Genomic DNA, 17,812 nt, shown 5'->3' on the forward strand with positions numbered 1-17,812 from the left:
GGGCCGGCGGCCGACGCCGCCTACGCGCGGCTCACCGACGCCGACCTCGACGCCGACGTCGACGCCGCCGTCACCCACCTGACCTCCCGGATCGGGCTCCCCGCGGCGGCGATCAGCTGCCTCGGCACCGGGTCCGGCGCGGTGCCCGCCGCCCGTGCGGCGCGGCGCCATCCCTTCGCCACGACCGTGGTGCTCGATCCACCACCCGATGGCGTGGGGACGCCGGCGGGCTCCCACCCCGAGCCCGTCGCGTCGTGGACCGCCGCCGCCGACCGCCTGCACGAGGCGCTCGACCGGCGACCCCTCCCGCACGCGCAGTGACGCACGACCCGGCATCGCCCCGCTGACAGGGCCCTGCCGGACAGGGACACTCCACCACGACCCGCGACAAGGATCCGCCATGACCACAGCCCGACCCTCGCCGCAGCTCACCAGCGCCGCGCTGGTGGCCCGACTGGAACGCGTCCCGTTCTCCCGATGGCACGTCAAGGTGCGGGTGATCGTCGGGATCGTCACGTTCTTCGAGGCCTTCGACCAGCTCCTGGTCGCCTACACCCTCCCGGTGATCCGGCAGGAGTGGGCGCTCGCCCCGTGGCAGCTCACCCTCGCCGTGACGGCGGGTTCGGTGGGCATGCTCGTCGGTGCCGTCGCCTCCGGCTGGTCCGCCGACACGTTCGGCCGGGTGCGCACGATCCGGATCGCGCTCGCCATCACGGTCATCGCCAGCCTGGGGCTCGCGATCTGCCCCGGGTTCTGGGCGTTCGTGCTGCTCCGGTTCGTGCAGGGGATGGGCATCGGCGGGGAGGTACCGGTCGCGGCCGCCTACATCGGGGAGCTGGCGAAGGCGAAGAACCGCGGCCGGTTCGTGCTGCTCTACGAGCTGGTGTTCCCGGCGGGCACCCTGGCCGCCGCCCTGCTGGCGACGTGGATCGTGCCGGCGTTCGGGTGGCGGTGGATCTACCTGGTCGGCGTGCTGCCGGTCGTGATGCTGGTGCTGCTGCGCCGGGCGGTGCCGGAGTCGCCGCGCTGGCTCGCGGCAAAGGGCAGGCTCGCGGAGGCGGAGGCCGAGGTCGAGCGCATCGAGCGGGCCGTCGAGGCGTCCACCGGGCGGCCGCTGCCCGCGCCTGCCCCGGCCGCGGCCCCGGTGGCGGCCCCGGCGCCGACCACCCGCCTCGCCGAGCTGTTCCAGGGGATGTACCGGCGCCGTGTCGTGGTCGTCTCCGCGCTGTGGTTCACCGCGTTCTTCGTCAACTACGGGCTCACGTCGTGGCTGCCGACGATCTACACCGGCACCTACGGCCTCAGCCTCGACCACGCGCTGCAGCTGTCGCTGCTCAGCACCGTCGCCGGATTCACCGGCTGCGTGGCGGCCGCGTTCACCGTCGACCGGATCGGCCGCCGTCGCGTGCTGCTGGGCGGGATGAGCCTCGCCGGCCTGGCGCTGCTCGCCCTCGCGGTGACCGGCGCGGGCACGGCCGGGCAGGTGGCGCTGCTGAGCACGGTGGCGGCGACGTGCAGCTTTGCGGCCAACATCACGCTCTACCTCTACACCCCGGAGCTGTTCCCGACCCGTTCCCGGGCGCTCGGCACCAGCATCGGGGCGGCCTGGAACCGGATCGGCGTCATCACCGGCCCGATCGTCGTGGCCGCGGCCGTCACCAGCGGCAGCATCGCCGTCGCGTTCGCGGTGCTGGGTGTGGTGAGCCTGGTCGGCGTGGTGGTGGCGCTCGCCGGCCCCGAGACCGCCGGCCGGAAGCTGGAGGACGTGTCGCCCTGACCGTCAGGAGGCCGGGACGAACCGCACGCGGAACATCGTCGGCCAGAGCTTGCCGGTGATCAGGAACTCCCCGTCGCCCGCCGCCGCGATCCCGTTGAGGACGTCGGCGGCGGCGCGCTGGTCGGCGTCGAGGAGACCCTCGGCGTCGACCACGGCGGTGACCCGCCCGTCGCCCGGGTCGATGCGGACGATCCGCTCGGTCTGCCACACGTTGGCCCAGACCTGCCCGGCCACGCACTCCAGCTCGTTGAGCCGGGTCACCGGCTCTCCGTCGAGCGTCACGGTCACCGACCCGGTCTCGGCGAACGTGACGGGGTCGTGGAAGCGCAGCCGCTCGGTGCCGTCGCTGCGCACGAGCCGGTCGCCGTCGCGGCACAGCCCCCAGCCCTCGCCGTCCATCGGGACCTGCCGCAGCAGCGTGAACGTGGCGCGGTCCCATTCGAGCGCCACGCCGTCGCGCCAGGTGAGCTGCCAGATGCGGTCGTCGACGACGGTGATGCCCTCGCCGAACAGTTCACCCGGCAGGGGGACGGCCCGCAGCACGGCGCCGGTGGCGGGGTCCAGCTCGCGCAGCTGTGACCGCCCCTCCAGCCCCGTGCCCTCGTACAGCCTGCCGTCGGCGATCTCGAGGCCCTGGGTGAACGCCGCGGTGTCGTGCGGCACCTCGGCCAGCACCTCGGGCCGCAGGACGGCGGTGGTGGGGGCGGGCGCCGCGGCGGCGCATCCCGCCATCACCAGCAGCAGCGCGCCCAGCAGTGCACGGCCGAAGGTCATAGCGGGAGAGGGTGGCACAATTCCTGCGATGAACGCCGTACCGACCCTCGACGCGCCCACCCGGCTCGTGGACGCGGTGGCGCAGGCCCGGTCCGCCGCCGTCGACGAAGCCGCTGCCGATCTCGGCCGGCAGGCCGCCGCCGACGCGGTGGGCGAGCACCTGGAGGCCGTCGCGGAAGGGCCGGGCGCGGTCACCCACTACTTCGCCGCCACGCAGGGCGGCTACCGCGGCTGGCGGTGGTCGGTCACGCTCGGCTGGGCGGGCGACGACACGCCGGTCACGGTCAGCGAGGTCGTGCTGCTGCCCGGCCCCGACGCGCTCGTCGCGCCCGAATGGGTGCCCTGGCACGAGCGGGTCCGACCCGGTGACCTCGGTGTCGGCGACCTGCTGCCCACGCCCGACGGCGACGAGCGCCTCGTCCCCGGCTACCTCGCCTCGGACGACCCGGCGATCGAGGAGGTCGCCCGCGAGGTCGGCCTCGGCCGGTCGAAGGTGCTGTCGCGGGCGGGCCGGGAGTCCGCGGCGCGGCGCTGGCACGACGGGCCGCACGGTCCCCGCTCCGACATGGCCCGCTCCGCCCCCGCCCCGTGTGTCACCTGCGGCTTCCTGCTGCCGCTCGCGGGTTCGATGCGGGGCGCGTTCGGCGTCTGCGGCAACGAGTACTCCCCGGCCGACGGCGCGGTCGTCGACGTCGCCTTCGGCTGCGGCGCCCACTCCGACGTGCAGCTCGAGCCCGCGTCGCCGGTTGCGGTCGCCGAGCTCGTCTACGACGACGGGGTCGACCTGGAGCCGAGCGCGAACGCGTGAGCCGCCCCGCGCGCCACCCCCGCCCGCCGCAGATGCCAGCAAGGTGGCAATACTGCCGTCCAGTGACAGTATTGCCACCTTGCTGCCGTTCGGGGCCGGGGCGACGGCGGTGACGGATCCGTTCGGGACCGGCTCGTTGCGGGCTGCGGTACTCCAGGCCTGGGGGGCCTCGCCGACCCGGTTCCGGGAGGACGCCAACGCCGAGGAGGACCTGCGCCTCGGCGGCTACGCCGACGCCTGGTTCGTCGAGCTGGCCCAGAACGCTGCGGACGCCGCCCGCGCCGCCGGGGTTCCCGGCCGCCTGCGCGTCGCGCTCGACGGGAACGAGCTGCGGGTCGCCAACACCGGCGCGCCGTTGGACGCGGCCGGCGTCGCGGCGCTCGCGTCGCTGCGCGCGTCCGCCAAGCGGGACGACGCCGGGTCGGTCGGCCGGTTCGGCGTCGGGTTCGCCGCGGTGCTGGCCGTCTCCGACGCCCCGCGGATCGTCGGCTCGGGAGGTGGCGTCGCCTTCTCCGCGGCCCGCACCGCCGAGGCCGTCGCCGCGCTCCCCGGTCCGGCTGCCGAGCTGGCCCGCCGCGGCGAGCCGCCGATCCTGCGGCTGGTTTGGCCGGCGGACGAGGAGCCGCCCGCCGGGTTCGACACCGAGGTGCGGCTGCCCCTGCGGCCCGGCACCGACGGGGCGGCGCTGCTCGCCCAGGCCCGCGCCACCGCGGCCGACCTGCTGCTCGCCCTGCCCGACGTCGTCGAGATCGCGGTGGACGGCGAGGTCGTCCGCCGGGAGGACGGCCCGGGCGACGGCGAGGTGACGGTCGGGGGCCGCCGCTTCCGGCTGGTCCGCGCCACGGGCACGCTGACCGACGCCGACGCGCTGGGACAGGCCACCGAGCAGCGCGGACGGCGCGACTGGACCGTCTGCTGGGCGCTGCCGCTCACCGCCGAGGGCGCCCTCGATCCGGTTCGCGACGACGTGCTGCACGCCCCGACCGCGAGCGGCGAGCGGCTGGCCCTGCCCGCCCGGCTGATCGCGACCCTCCCGCTGGAGCCCGACCGGCGCCGCGTGCGGCCCGGCCCGGCGGCCGACCGCGTGCTGGCCGGTGCCGCGACGGCCTACCTCGACCTGGTCCGCGCCGTCGCGCCCGAGCAGCGGGTCGCGCTGGTGCCCGAGGCGGGGTTCCCACGTTCCGAGCTCGACGGCCGGCTGCGGGAACTGCTGCTCGACGCGCTGCGCGGCGCGGACTGGCTGCCCACTGTGACGGGCGCCGAGGTGGCGCCCGGCCGCGCCGAGTGGCTGGACCTGCCCGGCGCCGCCGACCGCCTGCTCGCGCTGCTCGCCAAGGCCGATGCCGGGTTCGACGCGCTCCTGGCCACCGACCAGGCCCCGCCCGCAGCGCTCGGCGTGTCCCAGATCGGCACGGCCGCACTGGTGGACCGGCTGCTCGGCGTCGAGTGCCCGCCGGCGTGGTGGCGTACGGTGTACGCCGCACTGGAACCGCTCGCGGAGACCGTGCCGGGGCTGCTCGACGAGCTGCGTGCCCTGCCCGTCCCGCTCGGCGACGGCCGTAGCGCGCCGGGCCCGGCCACCGTGCTGCTCCCGCCGCAGCCGCCGTCCGCCGCGGTGGACGCGATCGCGGCGCTGGCCCTGCCGGGGCTGCACCTCGCAGACCCGGCGGCCCTCCACCCGCTGCTCACCCGGCTGGGGGCGGCCGAGGCCGACCCGGGGGGTCTACTCGAACACCCGGCGCTGCTCGACGCCGTCGATCGGTCGCTGGACGACGCCGAGGCCGGGCTCGACGTCACCCCGCTCGCCGAGGCCGTGCTGCAGCTCGTCGCCGACCGGGGCGAGGCGCCCGCGGGCCTCGCCGCGCTGGCGCTCCCCGACGCCGAGGGCCGCCCCGCCCGCGCCGACGAGCTGATGCTGCCCGACGCGGCGCTGCGGCCGCTGCTCGCCGACGACGTCCCGCTCGACGTGCTGGATGCGGACCTCGCGGCGAAGCTGCCGCGGTCGGCGCTCACCGCCGTCGGGGTGCTGGACGGGTTCACCGTGGTCGCCGAGGACGACCTGGCAGGCCCCGACCACGACCTCGACGACGAGGACCGTTGGTGGGACGGCCTGGAGGAGCCGCCGGCGCGGTTGGTGGCCGTCCGGGACCTGGACCTGGTGGCCGACGACGCGTGGCCCGCCGCGCTCGCCGTCCTCGCCGCCGACCGCGACACCCGGGCGGCGATCACCGGCGATGCGCACGGCTACACCTCGTGGTGGCTGGCGCGCCACGCCCGGCTCGGCGGCCGCCGCCCCGGGCACTGGCGCCTCCCGTCGGCCGAACACCTCGCCGCCGTCTACGACCCGCCCCCGCCCCTCGAGGTCGATGAGGCCGTCCTCGCCGCGATCGGGGTGCGCGCCGACCTCACCGTCGCCGACACCCGCGCGGCCGCCGACCTGCTGGCCCGCCTCGGCGATCCGGAGCGGCACCCGCACGCCGCGCTCGTCGCCGAGGCGCACGCCGCGCTGGCCGGCGCGGTGGCCGCCGGCCGTGTGCACCCGGCGGACCTGGAGCTTCCGCAGCAGGTCAGGGCGCTGGACGGGTCGGTCACCGACGTCGAGGTGGCGATGGTGCTCGACGCGCCGTGGCTCGCGGCCGTACTCGGAGCGGGCGAGCTCGTGATCGGCGGCGACGACCCGGCCGCGCTGGCGGACCTGCTCGACCTGCCGCTCGCGTCCGACGTCGTCGCGGGCGAGGTGGAGAGCGACGGCAAGGCCGTGCGCTGGGCGGATGTGGCGGAGGTCGTCGTGGCGTGCCACACGCTGGGGCCGGCGGTCCCGGACGGCGAGCTGATGCTGCACGACGAGCTGTGGGTGCGCGTCTCCCGGCCGGTGACCGGGCGGTTCTCGGTCCCGACCTGGAGAGACGGGTCCGGCCGGTGGCACGCGGCCGACCCCGTGCGCGCGCTGCTCGGCCTGCTCGCCGACGACACTCTTGTGGAGTGAACGACTTCGCGGCGTGCTACACAGGGTCGTGACTTCCGCGAGCAACCGCGCGTTCTGGCGACCCCGGCGGGTCTGCCTGCTCTCGGTGCACACCTCGCCGTTGGAGCAACCGGGCACGGGTGACGCGGGCGGCATGAACGTCTACGTCGTGGAGACCGCCACCCGGATGGCCCGCCGCGGCGTCGACGTCGAGATCTTCACGCGCGCGACCTCCTCGGACCTCCCGCCGGTGGCCGAGCTGGCGCCGGGCGTGCTCGTCCGGCACGTCGTCGCGGGCCCGTTCGAAGGCCTCGGCAAGCACGACCTGCCCAGCCAGCTGTGCGCCTTCACCGCGGGCGTCCTCCGCACGGAGGCCCGCCACGAGCCTGGCTACTACGACGTCGTCCACTCCCACTACTGGCTCTCCGGACAGGTCGGGTGGCTGGCCAAGGACCGCTGGGGCGTGCCGCTCGTGCACAGCGCCCACACGCTCGCCCGCGTCAAGAACGCCGCGCTCGCCGACGGTGACGCGCCGGAGCCGAACGTGCGGGTGATCGGCGAGGACCAGGTGGTGGCCGAGTCCGACCGGCTGATCGGCAACACCGACGAGGAGAGCCGCCAGCTCGTCGAGCTGTACGACGCCGACCCGACGCGTACCGTCACGATCCCGCCGGGGGTCGACCTCGTCCGGTTCGCCCCGGGTGACCGGCAGGCGGCCCGGCGCGCACTGGGCATCACGCCGGACGCCGTGGTGCTCGCGTTCGTCGGCCGGATCCAGCCGCTCAAGGCCCCGGACGTGCTGTTGCGCGCCGCGGCGGAACTGCTGCGCCGCGAGCCGGCGCTGCGCTCCCGGCTCGTCGTGCTCGTCGCGGGCGGCCCGTCCGGCAGCGGGCTCACCGAGCCCACCGCCCTGCACGAGCTCGGAGCATCCCTCGGGATCAGCGACGTGCTGCGCTTCCTCCCGCCGCAGGGCGGCGCCGGCCTCGTCGACGTCTATCGGGCGGCCGACGTGGTCGCCGTGCCCAGTCACAACGAGTCGTTCGGCCTGGTGGCGCTGGAGGCGCAGGCCTGCGGCACCCCGGTGGTCGCGGCCCGCGTTGGGGGGCTGCCGGTGGCCGTGGCCGACGGCCGTTCCGGCCTGCTCGTACCCGGTCACGGCGCCGACCAGTGGGCCGACGCGCTGGCCGCGGTGGCGCTGGTGCCCGGGCGGCGCGCCGAGCTGGCCGCGGGAGCGGTCGAGCACGCGCAGAGGTTCTCCTGGGAGCGCACCACCGACGCCCTGCTGGAGACCTACACCGACGCCGCCGCCGAGTTCGCCGCCCGCCAGCGGCTGGCGTGCGAGCGGGCGGTCGCGCAGGGATGATCGCATCGTGAGTACGGAGGACGGGCGCGCGGTCGACGCGACGGTGACCGCCGCGCTGGCCGAGCTGGAGGTCGACCACCACCGACGCGAACCGGGGCAGTTCATCGTCACGCTGCCCGGCACGAACCGGCTCCAGACGCACTGCTGGCTGCTGGTCCGCGAGCACGCGCTGTTCGTGCAGGCGTTCGTGTGCCGCAGGCCCGACGAGGGTCACGAGGGCGTCTACCGGTTCATGCTGCAGCGCAACGCGCGGCTCTACGGCGTGCACTACGCGCTGGACCGGGTCGGTGACATTCACCTGATCGGCCGCGTCGGTCTGCACGCGGTCACCGCCGCCGAGCTCGACCGGGTGCTCGGGCAGGTGCTGGAGGCCGCCGACGGTGACTTCAACACCCTGCTGGAGCTGGGCTTCGCCGCCTCGATCCGGCGCGAGTACGCCTGGCGGCAGGAGCGCGGCGAGAGCCTGGCCAACCTACGGGCGTTCGAGCACCTGTTCTCGTAGCGGGTCCCGAGATCGGATCGTGACCGCGCCCGGCCAACCGCGGTGCCGGCGGTGGCCGTCCTGGCGCCGTGACGGGACGGAAGCGCGGGCGCACGGCGGTGCTGGTCGGGCTCGGCGCGGTGGTCCTCGTGGTGGTCGCCGTGGCCGTGGCGGGCCTCGGCAGCAGTGGTGGCGCCTCCGCGGGCCGTCCCTCCATCGCGACGGCGGAGCCCGAGATCGCGATGGAACGCGACGCGAGCACGTCATCCGGCGAGGCGAGCGGCTCCGCTGCCGTGCCGGACGCGCCCGCGCAGGGCGTTCCCGTGGGCGGCGTGCAGCGCGCGCTGGTGCGCACGGCGCAGCTCACCGTCGAGGTCGAGGACCCGGCGGGGGCGGCGCGACAGGCGCGTACCGCGGCAGCCGGCGCGGGCGGGTTCGTCACCGAGGAGCAGTCGGGCGACACCGGCAGTTGGCTGGTGCTGCGAGTGCCCGCCGACGCCCTCGATCGCCTGATGGCCGACATCGCTGCGTTCGGGCACGTCGCCGCGCGCAGCACGCAGACGCTCGACGCCACCGAGGAGGTCGTCGACCTCGACGCGCGCGTCGCGAGCCAGCAGGCGAGCGTGGCGCGGATCCGGGCGCTGCTCGCGGAGGCCGAGTCGATCGGCGACGTCGTCGCGATCGAGTCCGAGCTGGCGACTCGGGAGGCCGAGCTGGACTCCCTGACGCGCCGCCTCGAGATGCTGCGTGACCAGGTGGCGCTGTCGACCCTGACCGTCGACCTCCGGGCGCCCGGCGGCCCGCAGGTGACCGACCCGCCCGCACCGGGCTTCCTCGACGGCCTCGCGAGCGGGTGGGAGGGGCTGCGGGCGATCGGATCGGTCGCGGCCGCCGCGGTCGGGTTCCTGGTGCCGTTCCTGCCGGCGCTGGCCGTGCTCGGCGGAATCGCATGGCTGGTGCGCCGCGCGGTGCGGAGGCGGCGGGTATCGGGTGACGGCCCGGTCGCGGACGGGGAGACCTGAGCCGTGCCTCGTCGCGGCGGGAACTCCCCCGGGTCCTCGGCCGGCTACCCGCCGGTGTCGCCCTCCTCGATCGCCCTGCCGGCCTCGACCTCGAGCCGCATCACGTCGCGTTCGTAGGCCTCCAGCTCGCCGAGGGGGTCGTCCGCGTGCCGGAACGGCTCCGCGGCCAGGTGCGCGAGCTGGAACACCAGCTCGGTCAGCCCGTCCGGGCCGTGCCGCCGCGAGGTCTCCCGGACGACGTCGTCGACGGCGTGCGGGCGCTCGCCGCTCGCGTCGTCGGCCAGGACGGCCCTGACGGCGGTGATCGCTGCGTACATCGCCGCGGCCGCGGGTTCCGGGGCTCGTGCCATGGGGACAGCGTGTCGGACGGCGCGCAAGGACGGATTGGGTCGGTGCGACCGGTGGGGCGGAGCGGCCCGGGATCTGAGGGGGAGTCATGAACTCGGGCCACTCCGCGGTAACCGCCACAGCCGCGGGATCGGGGGTATCACGCGGGCTGGGCCTCGGTCACGGCGAGGGGACGCCGGGACCGGCCCGCCGGCGAGCGAGCTCGTCACGCGGGCCGACCCACCATGGCAGCCGCGTGATTGAGGCGACAACCCTTGAGGGCTAGGCCGTTCGGGTGGTTCGACTTACGGTGCTCGCAACCGCAACCGGATCTAGCATGATTCGCCCGACCGGTGCGGCCGGTCCATCGGTACGGCAACTCGCAAGGGAGCGTCGCATGCCAGTCCGCAGCCCCTACCCGGACGTCGAGATCCCCGAGGTCTCGCTGTTCGACTTCCTTTTCACCGATTTCGGTGATCGGGCGGACGCGCCCGCGCTGATCGACGGCGGATCCGGGGCGGCGGTGACCTTCACCGAGCTGAAGGGCATGGTGCTGAAGATCGCCGCTGCGTTGGCCGAGCGCGGCATCGGGGCGGGCGACGTCGTCGGCGTGTTCGCGCCCAACACCCCGTACTACGCGGCCGTGTTCCACGGCATCCTGCGGGCGAACGCGATCGTCACCAGCGCCAACTCGCTCTACACCCCGGGCGAGCTCGCACACCAGCTCTCCGACTCCGGCGCGAAGCTGCTGTTCACCGTGTCCCCGTTCGTGGACCGGGCCGCAGCGGCCGTCGCCGAGGCGGGCATGCCGGCCGACTCGATCATCGTGCTGGACGGTGCCGAGGGCTACACCTCACTGCGCGACCTGCTGGCCACCTCCGCCGAGCCGCCCGCCGCGACCGTCGGCCCGGCCGACACGGCCGTGCTCCCGTACTCCTCGGGCACCACCGGCCGGGCCAAGGGCGTGATCCTCACGCACCGCAACCTGGTGGCGAACCTCCAGCAGATCAAGCCGCTGGGCAACGTCGGCACCGACACCAAGATCCTCGCGGTGCTGCCGTTCTTCCACATCTACGGCATGACGGTGATGATGAACCAGGGCCTGCACGCGCGGGCCACCGTCGTCACGATGCCCAAGTTCGACCTGCCGGAGTTCCTGCGGGTCATCTCCGAGTACCAGGTCCAGCGGGTCTACATCGCGCCGCCGGTGGCCGTCGCGCTCGCGAAGCACCCGATCGTCGACCAGTACGACCTGTCCTGCGTCGACATCGTCTTCTCCGGCGCCGCCCCGCTCGACGCCGAGCTCGGCCACGCCGTGGCCAAGCGCCTGAACTGCACCGTGCTGCAGGGATACGGCATGACCGAGCTCAGCCCGGTGAGCCACGCGATGCCCGACGACCGGCCCGACATCGACCTCAACAGCGTCGGCGTCGCCATCCCGAACGTGCTGAGCAAGCTCGTCGATCCCGACACCGGCGAGGAGGTCGGCCCCGGCGGGCGCGGCGAGCTGTGGGTGAAGGGCCCCAACGTGATGGTGGGGTACCTCAACAACCCGGAGGCCACCGCGGCCACCCTGGACGCCGACGGCTACCTGCACACCGGCGACGTGGCCACGGTCACCGACGACGGCGTGTTCACGATCGTCGACCGGGTGAAGGAGCTGATCAAGTACAAGGGCTACCAGGTTCCGCCCGCCGAGCTGGAGGCCCTGCTGCTCACCCACGACAAGATCGCCGACGCCGCCGTGATCGGGGTGCGTGACGAGGAGGGCGAGGAGGTGCCCAAGGCGTTCGTCGTGCGCCAGGAGTCGGCCGCCGACCTCACCGTCGAGGACGTGATGACCTTCGTCGCCGAGCGAATCGCCCCGCACAAGAAGGTGCGGGTGGTCGAGTTCATCGAGCAGATCCCCAAGTCGGCGTCGGGCAAGATCCTGCGCAAGGACCTGCGGGCTCGGGAAGCGGCGACGAGCTGAGCCGTCGGTCGCTTCCGGGGCCGTCCACGGGACCGGTGCGGAACAGGCGACTTCCCCGGCACCCACTCAGGCGCCGGGGCACTCGTCGTCCGGATGACTCGTCGAGCATCGATCGCGGCGCCGACGGCGGCGCGGTCGAGCAGGCGCGGTGTTCACCGGCTGCGGCGGGAGTCTGAGCGTTCGGGGCCTCACCAGGACGCCGACACTGCAGGTCAGCAGATGACCGTTCAGTGGACGACGCTGTACCAGTGCGCCGCCTCGCCCGGGATCGGGGTCAGTCGCACGTTCGTCCCGCCGGGGTGGTGGAACAGGCGCACGCCGTCACCGAGCAGCACCGGGGCGACGAACACGAGGACCTCGTCGAGCAGCCTTGCCTCGATGCACTGCTCGGCGACGTTCGCGCCGAGGACGTTCACGTACTTGTCGCCGGCGGCGCTCGGCCGCCTGGTGTCCGCCCGGTGCCGCGTCCGGTTGCCCGGCCGCCCCTGGCCAGGTCGGCAGGCCGTTGCGCGTCCCGGCGGTCGCGTCGTCGTCCGCGCCCTCGAGCACGTCGAGCAGCGACCCGCGGGCATCCGCAGTGGGCGGGGTCGGGGGTCCGGCGGTCGGCGCGGCCGCCGCCTGCCCGATGAAGGTGAGCCCGGCGAGCACGGTCAGGACCGCCATCGCGGTGCCCAGCAGGCGCCGAAAACCCCCGGCTGCCTGCTGCACGAATCCGCTACCTCCGTCTTTACCTGCCTTTGACCCTACCGTGTGATCAGCGGCCGCCGCGCCGTCGACCACAGCCGCTTGCCTGCGCGGCAGCCCCGGTGGTGCACTTTCCCGGTGATCCCCCGGCCGACGTCGCACCGTGCGCCGTCCCGACCATGACCGCGCGGACCCTCGACCGCCTCGCGGGTGAGCCGCTGTGGGCGCAGCTGCTCGCCGACCTGCGCCGCCGTCTGGAGCACGACGAGTTCACCTCGGCCTTCCCCGGCGAGCTGGCGCTCGTGGCCGAGTACGGCGTCAGCAGGCACACGGTGCGCGAGGCGGTGCGCAGACTGCGCGAGGAGGGGCTCGTGATCGCCGGACGCGGCCGCACCCCGCGGCGTGCGGAGCCTGCCGAGATCGAGCAGTCCCTCGGGGAGATGTTCAGCCTGTTCTCCGCGGTGGAGGCGACCGGGCAGGTGCAGCGAAGCGTCGTGCGCACGCTGGACGTGCGGGCGGACGGGGTGGTGGCGGCACGGCTCGGGCTGGAGGAGTCGACGCCGCTGGTGCACCTGGAGCGCCTGCGGTTCGCCGACTCCGATCCGCTGGCCGTCGACCGCGTCTGGCTGCCGGAGGAGCTCGCGGCGCCGCTGCTCGACGTCGACTTCGGGCGCACCGGCCTCTACGCCGAGTACGCGGCGCGCTGCGGCGTGCGCGTCACGGGCGGCAGCGAGCGGATCCGCGCGGTCGTCCCGGCTCCTGCCGAACGCGAACTGCTCGGCGTCGACGTGGGCGTGGCGGCCTTCGCCATCGACCGGCTCGGCATCGCAGGCGAGCGGCCCGTCGAGTGGCGGCAGACGCTCGTGCGCGCCGACCGGTTCAGCGTGACCGCGCGCTTCTCCGCCATCGAGGGCTACCGGATGGACATCGGGGCGTGACGCACGGGGTCACGCGGTCGCGGCGACCGAGACCCCGATCCCGCCCTTCGTGTCGGCGCCGTACCGGGCGATCTCGGCCTCGAGGTCGAGCGGTGCCGTGGTCATCTGCACGTCGGGGGTGAGCCGGTCGGCGGGCACCAGCCAGCTGACCTCGAACTCGATCCCGTCCGGGTCGCGGGCGTAGAGCGCCTTCGTCGACCCGTGGTCGGACACACCGGCGAGCGCGCCACGCCCGCTCAGCACACCGGCGATCCGCTGCAGCTCGGCGAGGGTGTCGACCTCCCACGCCAGGTGGTAGAGCCCCACGGTCGTGCGGCCAGCCTGCGAGGCGCCCGCGTCGGGGCCGATCGCGAACAGTCCCAGGTCGTGGTCGTTGGTGGAGGACTCGGCCTGGAGGAAGGCGGCGCGGCCGGGTGCACCGGCGACGACGCGGAACCCGAGGGCCCGGCTGTAGAACTCGACGCTGGCGTCGAGGTCGCGGATGTAGAGCACGGCGTGGTTGAGGCGCTGGACGGGCATCACGATCCCCTTTTATTGAGTGTTCAACTAGAACGGTACGGCAGAACACATGAACACTCAACTGTCTTCCCGTAATCTGGGTGTGTGAACCGCAACGACGAGCGCTGGCTCGAACCCGACGAGCTGGACGCGTGGCTGTCCTACGTCGCGGCGAGCGCGCTCCTGGAGGCGGCGCTGGACCGGCAGCTGCAACGCGCCTCCGGCATGCCGCACGCCTACTACCAGATCCTCGCGATGCTCTCCGAGGTCCCGGGCCGCACCCTGCGGATGAGCGACCTGGCCGCGATCACGCAGAGCTCGCAGAGCAGGCTCTCGCATGCCGTCGCCCGGCTCGAGCGCAACGGCTGGGTGCGCCGGACGCCCTGCCCGAACGACCGCCGCAGCACGCTGACCCGGCTCACCGACGACGGGTTCGCCGCACTCGCCGCGGCCGCGCCCGGACACGTGCGGGCCGTGCGCGAGCACCTGTTCGACCGGCTGACCCCTGAGCAGGTCGGCCAGCTGCGCGACATCTGCCGGGCCGTCGTCTCCGGGTTGTCGCCCGACGCGGAGCCGACGCGGCTGCCGCAGGCGCTCGCCGAGGCGGACCCGACCGGCACCGACGACACGCACTGACGGCGCCCGCCCGACCGGTGTCACCCCTGGTGCCGCGGCCGCGAGTGGGCGACCATGTCCCTGATCGGGAGGGGGACCGATGCGGAACGCGGTGCCGCGCGTCGCGCTGGCGCTGGCCGTCGCACTGGCGGCCGCCGGCTGCACCGCCACCGTCGCCGGCCGCGCCGCCCCGGACCCGGCTGCGCTGTCGACCCCGCCGTCCCCCACCGCCGTACCGCTCCCTCCGCGGGAGGGGGAGTTCACCGACGCGCAGGGTCGCTTCGCGCTCGTCCCCCCGGCGGGGTGGGTCGCCGACACCAGCGGTGTCCAGAACACGGCCGTGCTGTTCGTCGACCCGCAACCGTTCCACGCCACGGCCGGCCCGTTCAGCGCCAACATCAACGTCCTGGTGCAGGAGCGGGCGACGGACCTGCAGGCCACCGTCGCCGGGGTGCGCCGCGAGCTGGCGGACGTGCCGGGATACGGCTCCACGGCCGACGAATCGGTCGTCCTCGCCGACGGCACGCCCGCGCACCTGTTCGGAGGCACGTTCCGCCACCCGGAGATCGGGTTCGAGCTGCGCAACCTCCAGCTGTTCACCGTGCACGACGGGGCCACCGTCATCATCACCGGCACGGCGCCGGTGGAGGCCTGGGCGGACTACGAAGCGGCCATCGACACGTCGCTGCGCACCCTGACGGTGGCCGCCTGAGAAGTCGCCGCCGCCTGGCAGAGTTGCACCCATGGGAACACTGGTGCTGCTGCGACACGGACAGAGCGTGTGGAACGCCGAGAACCTCTTCACCGGCTGGGTGGACGTGCCCCTGTCCGAGACCGGCGAGCAGGAGGCGCGCCGCGGCGGCGAGCTGATGCGCGAGACCGGGCTCCTGCCGGACGTCGTGCACACGTCCCTGCTGCGCCGGGCGATCTCCACGGCGAACCTGGCGCTGGACGCCTGCGACCGGCACTGGATCCCGGTGCGGCGCGACTGGCGACTCAACGAACGGCACTACGGCGCCCTACAGGGCAAGGACAAGAAGCAGACCCTCGAGCAGTTCGGCGAGGAGCAGTTCATGGAGTGGCGCCGCTCCTACGACGTCCCGCCGCCCCCGATCGAGCCGGGCTCGGAGTTCGACCAGGACGGCGACCCGCGCTACGCGCCCGGCGAGGTGCCGCGCACCGAGTGCCTCGCCGACGTCGTGCAGCGGTTCCTGCCGTACTGGGAGGAGTGCGTCGTCCCCGACCTGCGCGCGGGCAAGGTCGTGCTGCTCGCCGCGCACGGCAACTCGCTGCGGGCGCTCGTCAAGCACCTGGACCAGATCTCCGACAGCGACATCGTCGGGCTGAACATCCCCACCGGCATCCCGCTGCGCTACGAGCTCGACGAGGACCTGCGCCCGACGGTCAGCGGCGGCACCTACCTCGACCCGGAGGCGGCGGCGACGGCAGCGGCGGCGGTGGCGTCCCAGGGGCGCTGAGCGGAGCTTGCGGAGCGAACCGGGAGAGCTGAGCGGAGCTCGCGGGGCGGACCCGTGCTGACCGGACGGGTTCCCCGACCGGGTGAACTCTGTGTGAACGAGGGCGGAAATCTGCCGTTTTCCGACGTCAGCAGCGTCACGGCGGGGCCTGTGGACTGGCCTTCCGACCCGTCGGCCTGCCTACGATGCGGCCGTGAACGCGCTGCTGTGGGTGGCGATCGCCGCCGGGGCGCTCGCGCTCGGCCTGGTGCTCGGGGCCCGCTGGGGTACCCGGCAGGCCGAGGGCGCCCCCGCCCCTGTGGAGGACCTGCCGGGCCCGCCGGTGGCGGACCTGCTGCAACGGGTGTTCCGCTCGTCGGACGAGGGCCTCGCGGTGCTGAACCGCAGCGGCGACGTGGTGCTGCACAACGAGCGCGCCGAGGAGCTCGGCGTTGTCCGGGCGGGGCGCCCTGACGCCCGGGCCGCCGCCGCTGGGCAGCAGGTGCTGCAGGCCGGCACCACGATCGCGGTCGACCTGTCCCCGCTGGACCACCGGGGCCGTCAGCCGGCCGCGGTGCTCGCCCACGTCCGGCCGCTCGGCGACGGGTTCAGCATGGTGGAGGCCGACGACACGTCGGAGGCCGTGCGGCTGGAGGCGACCCGCCGCGACTTCGTCGCGAACGTCAGCCACGAGCTGAAGACGCCGGTCGGCGCCGTCGGGCTGCTGGCCGAGGCGGTGCTCGACGCGGCGGACGACCCCGAGGAGGTCCGCCGGTTCGGCACGAAGATCCTCAACGAGGCCACGCGGCTGGGCAACCTCGTCACCGAGCTGATCGCGCTCTCCCGGCTCACCGGCGCCGAGCGGCTGCCCGAGCTGTGCACCGTCGACGTCGACGAGGTCATCCGGGAAGCACTGGCCCGGTGCAAGCTGTCGGCGGAGTCGGCGGGGATCGAGATCATCGTGGACGCGCCGTCGGGCCTCGAGGTCGACGGCGATCGGACGCTGCTGGTCACCGCCCTGTCCAACCTCGTGGAGAACGCGATCGCCTACTCGCCGGCCGAGGCGTCGGTGTCGGTGTCGCGGCGCCGGGCGGGGGACTGGGTGGAGATCGCGGTGACCGACCGGGGCATCGGCATCGCCCCGGAGCACCAGAAGCGGGTGTTCGAACGGTTCTTCCGCGTCGACCCCGCCCGGTCGCGCGCCACCGGCGGGACGGGGCTCGGGCTCGCGATCGTCAAGCACGTGCTCGCCAACCACGGCGGCGAGGTGCGCCTGTGGAGCAGCCCGGGCACCGGCTCGACCTTCACCATGCGGCTGCCCGTCTCCACCGTGTCCGACGACGAGGCCGGGGACGAGCCCGACGGCGCCGTCCGCCGCACCGCAGACCTACCCGACCGCGTCGGGTGAGTTGAGAGGATCACATGACCAGGGTGCTCATCGTGGAGGACGAGGAGTCCTTCGCCGACCCGCTCGCGTTCCTGCTCCGCAAGGAGGGGTTCACCACGGCCATCGCCACCACGGGGCAGGACGCGCTGGAGGAGTTCGACCGCAACGGCGCCGACATCGTGCTGCTCGACCTCATGCTCCCCGGCATGAGCGGCACCGACGTCTGCAAGGCGCTGCGCACCCGCTCGGCCGTCCCCGTGATCATGGTGACCGCCCGGGACAGCGAGATCGACAAAGTCGTCGGCCTGGAGCTCGGCGCCGACGACTACGTCACCAAGCCCTACTCGGCCCGCGAGCTGATCGCCCGGGTGCGCGCCGTGCTCCGCCGCGGCGGCGAGGGCGGACCCGAGACCGACGGGCTGCCCGGCGTGTTGGAGGCCGGCCCCGTGCGGATGGACGTCGAGCGGCACGTGGTCGCGGTGAACGGCGCCGAAATCGCCCTGCCGCTCAAGGAGTTCGACCTGCTCGAGTACCTCCTGCGCAACGTCGGGCGGGTGCTCACCCGCGGCCAGCTCATCGACCGGGTGTGGGGGGCCGACTACGTCGGCGACACCAAGACCCTCGACGTGCACGTCAAGCGGCTGCGGTCGAAGGTGGAGTCGGACCCGAGCGCACCGCAGCACCTGGTGACGGTGCGCGGGCTGGGCTACAAGTTCGAGAGCTGAGCGGCCGGCGCGCGGTGTC

Annotated in this window: 17 protein-coding genes and 1 pseudogene; 14 read left to right on the forward strand and 4 right to left on the reverse strand. The window is 74.3% G+C overall.

The features are described from left to right. A pseudogene (locus KME75_RS03995) lies at positions 1–321 on the forward strand (hypothetical protein); the annotation flags it as partial. 79 nt (positions 322–400) lie between these two features. Then, positions 401–1,777 carry an MFS transporter gene (locus tag KME75_RS04000; RefSeq protein ID WP_219413150.1) on the forward strand — a complete coding sequence of 459 codons (1,377 nt, stop codon included), beginning with the start codon at positions 401–403 and terminating at the stop codon, positions 1,775–1,777. 3 nt (positions 1,778–1,780) lie between these two features. Here KME75_RS04000 and KME75_RS04005 read toward each other — a convergent pair whose 3' ends face one another. Further along, positions 1,781–2,551, reverse strand: coding sequence for a glutaminyl-peptide cyclotransferase (locus KME75_RS04005; protein WP_219413151.1), 771 nt, complete (start codon positions 2,549–2,551; stop codon positions 1,781–1,783). A gap of 28 nt (positions 2,552–2,579) precedes the next feature. Here KME75_RS04005 and KME75_RS04010 point away from each other — a divergent pair, with 28 nt between their 5' ends. The 5 genes from KME75_RS04010 (at position 2,580) to KME75_RS04030 (ending at position 9,190) form a co-directional block, all read left to right on the forward strand. Beyond that, on the forward strand, positions 2,580–3,359 hold the full coding sequence (locus KME75_RS04010; RefSeq protein ID WP_219413152.1) for a DUF3027 domain-containing protein: 780 nt from the start codon (positions 2,580–2,582) through the stop codon (positions 3,357–3,359). 109 nt (positions 3,360–3,468) lie between these two features. Beyond that, on the forward strand, positions 3,469–6,345 hold the full coding sequence (locus KME75_RS04015; protein WP_219413153.1) for a sacsin N-terminal ATP-binding-like domain-containing protein: 2,877 nt from the start codon (positions 3,469–3,471) through the stop codon (positions 6,343–6,345). Between the two features lie 28 nt (positions 6,346–6,373). Then, positions 6,374–7,687 (forward strand): D-inositol-3-phosphate glycosyltransferase, encoded by a 1,314-nt coding sequence (gene mshA / locus KME75_RS04020; RefSeq protein ID WP_219413154.1) that lies wholly within the window; start codon positions 6,374–6,376, stop codon positions 7,685–7,687. Positions 7,688–7,691: 4 nt separating this feature from the next. Continuing rightward, entirely contained in the window at positions 7,692–8,189 is a 498-nt protein-coding gene (locus tag KME75_RS04025) for a type III secretion system chaperone family protein (protein ID WP_219413215.1), read from the forward strand. A 68-nt stretch (positions 8,190–8,257) separates the two neighbouring features. Further along, positions 8,258–9,190 (forward strand): DUF4349 domain-containing protein, encoded by a 933-nt coding sequence (locus KME75_RS04030; protein ID WP_219413155.1) that lies wholly within the window; start codon positions 8,258–8,260, stop codon positions 9,188–9,190. A 44-nt stretch (positions 9,191–9,234) separates the two neighbouring features. Here the strand turns inward: KME75_RS04030 and KME75_RS04035 are convergent, their stop codons facing one another. Continuing rightward, on the reverse strand, positions 9,235–9,540 hold the full coding sequence (locus KME75_RS04035; protein WP_219413156.1) for a hypothetical protein: 306 nt from the start codon (positions 9,538–9,540) through the stop codon (positions 9,235–9,237). 374 nt (positions 9,541–9,914) lie between these two features. Here KME75_RS04035 and KME75_RS04040 point away from each other — a divergent pair, with 374 nt between their 5' ends. Continuing rightward, on the forward strand, positions 9,915–11,489 hold the full coding sequence (locus KME75_RS04040) for an AMP-binding protein (protein ID WP_219413157.1): 1,575 nt from the start codon (positions 9,915–9,917) through the stop codon (positions 11,487–11,489). A gap of 227 nt (positions 11,490–11,716) precedes the next feature. Here the strand turns inward: KME75_RS04040 and KME75_RS42580 are convergent, their stop codons facing one another. Further along, positions 11,717–11,905, reverse strand: coding sequence for a dihydrofolate reductase family protein (locus KME75_RS42580; RefSeq protein ID WP_372452555.1), 189 nt, complete (start codon positions 11,903–11,905; stop codon positions 11,717–11,719). A gap of 447 nt (positions 11,906–12,352) precedes the next feature. On the opposite strand from KME75_RS42580, the gene KME75_RS04050 reads away from it, so the two are divergent. After that, positions 12,353–13,111, forward strand: coding sequence for a GntR family transcriptional regulator (locus KME75_RS04050; RefSeq protein WP_219413159.1), 759 nt, complete (start codon positions 12,353–12,355; stop codon positions 13,109–13,111). A gap of 9 nt (positions 13,112–13,120) precedes the next feature. Here the strand turns inward: KME75_RS04050 and KME75_RS04055 are convergent, their stop codons facing one another. Continuing rightward, complete coding sequence (locus KME75_RS04055) at positions 13,121–13,630, reverse strand: VOC family protein (RefSeq protein ID WP_219413160.1); 510 nt, start codon at positions 13,628–13,630, stop codon at positions 13,121–13,123. A gap of 84 nt (positions 13,631–13,714) precedes the next feature. Here KME75_RS04055 and KME75_RS04060 point away from each other — a divergent pair, with 84 nt between their 5' ends. From KME75_RS04060 to KME75_RS04080, 5 genes are all read left to right on the forward strand, one after another. Further along, positions 13,715–14,245 carry a MarR family winged helix-turn-helix transcriptional regulator gene (locus KME75_RS04060; protein WP_308282539.1) on the forward strand — a complete coding sequence of 177 codons (531 nt, stop codon included), beginning with the start codon at positions 13,715–13,717 and terminating at the stop codon, positions 14,243–14,245. Between the two features lie 79 nt (positions 14,246–14,324). Beyond that, positions 14,325–14,936 carry a hypothetical protein gene (locus KME75_RS04065; RefSeq protein ID WP_219413161.1) on the forward strand — a complete coding sequence of 204 codons (612 nt, stop codon included), beginning with the start codon at positions 14,325–14,327 and terminating at the stop codon, positions 14,934–14,936. A gap of 31 nt (positions 14,937–14,967) precedes the next feature. After that, a complete protein-coding gene (locus tag KME75_RS04070) occupies positions 14,968–15,702 on the forward strand; it encodes a phosphoglyceromutase (RefSeq protein ID WP_219413162.1) in 735 nt (244 codons plus the stop codon). 193 nt (positions 15,703–15,895) lie between these two features. Continuing rightward, positions 15,896–17,089, forward strand: coding sequence for a sensor histidine kinase (locus KME75_RS04075; RefSeq protein WP_219413163.1), 1,194 nt, complete (start codon positions 15,896–15,898; stop codon positions 17,087–17,089). Between the two features lie 14 nt (positions 17,090–17,103). Continuing rightward, positions 17,104–17,793 (forward strand): response regulator, encoded by a 690-nt coding sequence (locus KME75_RS04080; protein WP_219413164.1) that lies wholly within the window; start codon positions 17,104–17,106, stop codon positions 17,791–17,793. Positions 17,794–17,812 lie beyond the last annotated feature (19 nt).

It is taken from the genome of Pseudonocardia nigra (assembly GCF_019396355.1).
In the GTDB taxonomy this organism is placed as follows: Bacteria; Actinomycetota; Actinomycetes; order Mycobacteriales; family Pseudonocardiaceae; genus Pseudonocardia; species Pseudonocardia nigra.

Excerpts from the sequence above, each read along its gene's own strand:
- KME75_RS04000 (WP_219413150.1), top strand. The coding sequence starts at position 401 with ATGACCACAGCCCGACCCTCGCCGCAGCTCACCAGCGCCGCGCTGGTG.
- KME75_RS04005 (WP_219413151.1), bottom strand. The coding sequence starts at position 2,551 with ATGACCTTCGGCCGTGCACTGCTGGGCGCGCTGCTGCTGGTGATGGCG.
- KME75_RS04010 (WP_219413152.1), top strand. The coding sequence starts at position 2,580 with ATGAACGCCGTACCGACCCTCGACGCGCCCACCCGGCTCGTGGACGCG.
- KME75_RS04035 (WP_219413156.1), bottom strand. The coding sequence starts at position 9,540 with ATGGCACGAGCCCCGGAACCCGCGGCCGCGGCGATGTACGCAGCGATC.
- KME75_RS04040 (WP_219413157.1), top strand. The coding sequence starts at position 9,915 with ATGCCAGTCCGCAGCCCCTACCCGGACGTCGAGATCCCCGAGGTCTCG.
- KME75_RS04050 (WP_219413159.1), top strand. The coding sequence starts at position 12,353 with ATGACCGCGCGGACCCTCGACCGCCTCGCGGGTGAGCCGCTGTGGGCG.
- KME75_RS04055 (WP_219413160.1), bottom strand. The coding sequence starts at position 13,630 with ATGCCCGTCCAGCGCCTCAACCACGCCGTGCTCTACATCCGCGACCTC.
- KME75_RS04065 (WP_219413161.1), top strand. The coding sequence starts at position 14,325 with ATGCGGAACGCGGTGCCGCGCGTCGCGCTGGCGCTGGCCGTCGCACTG.
- KME75_RS04070 (WP_219413162.1), top strand. The coding sequence starts at position 14,968 with ATGGGAACACTGGTGCTGCTGCGACACGGACAGAGCGTGTGGAACGCC.
- KME75_RS04080 (WP_219413164.1), top strand. The coding sequence starts at position 17,104 with ATGACCAGGGTGCTCATCGTGGAGGACGAGGAGTCCTTCGCCGACCCG.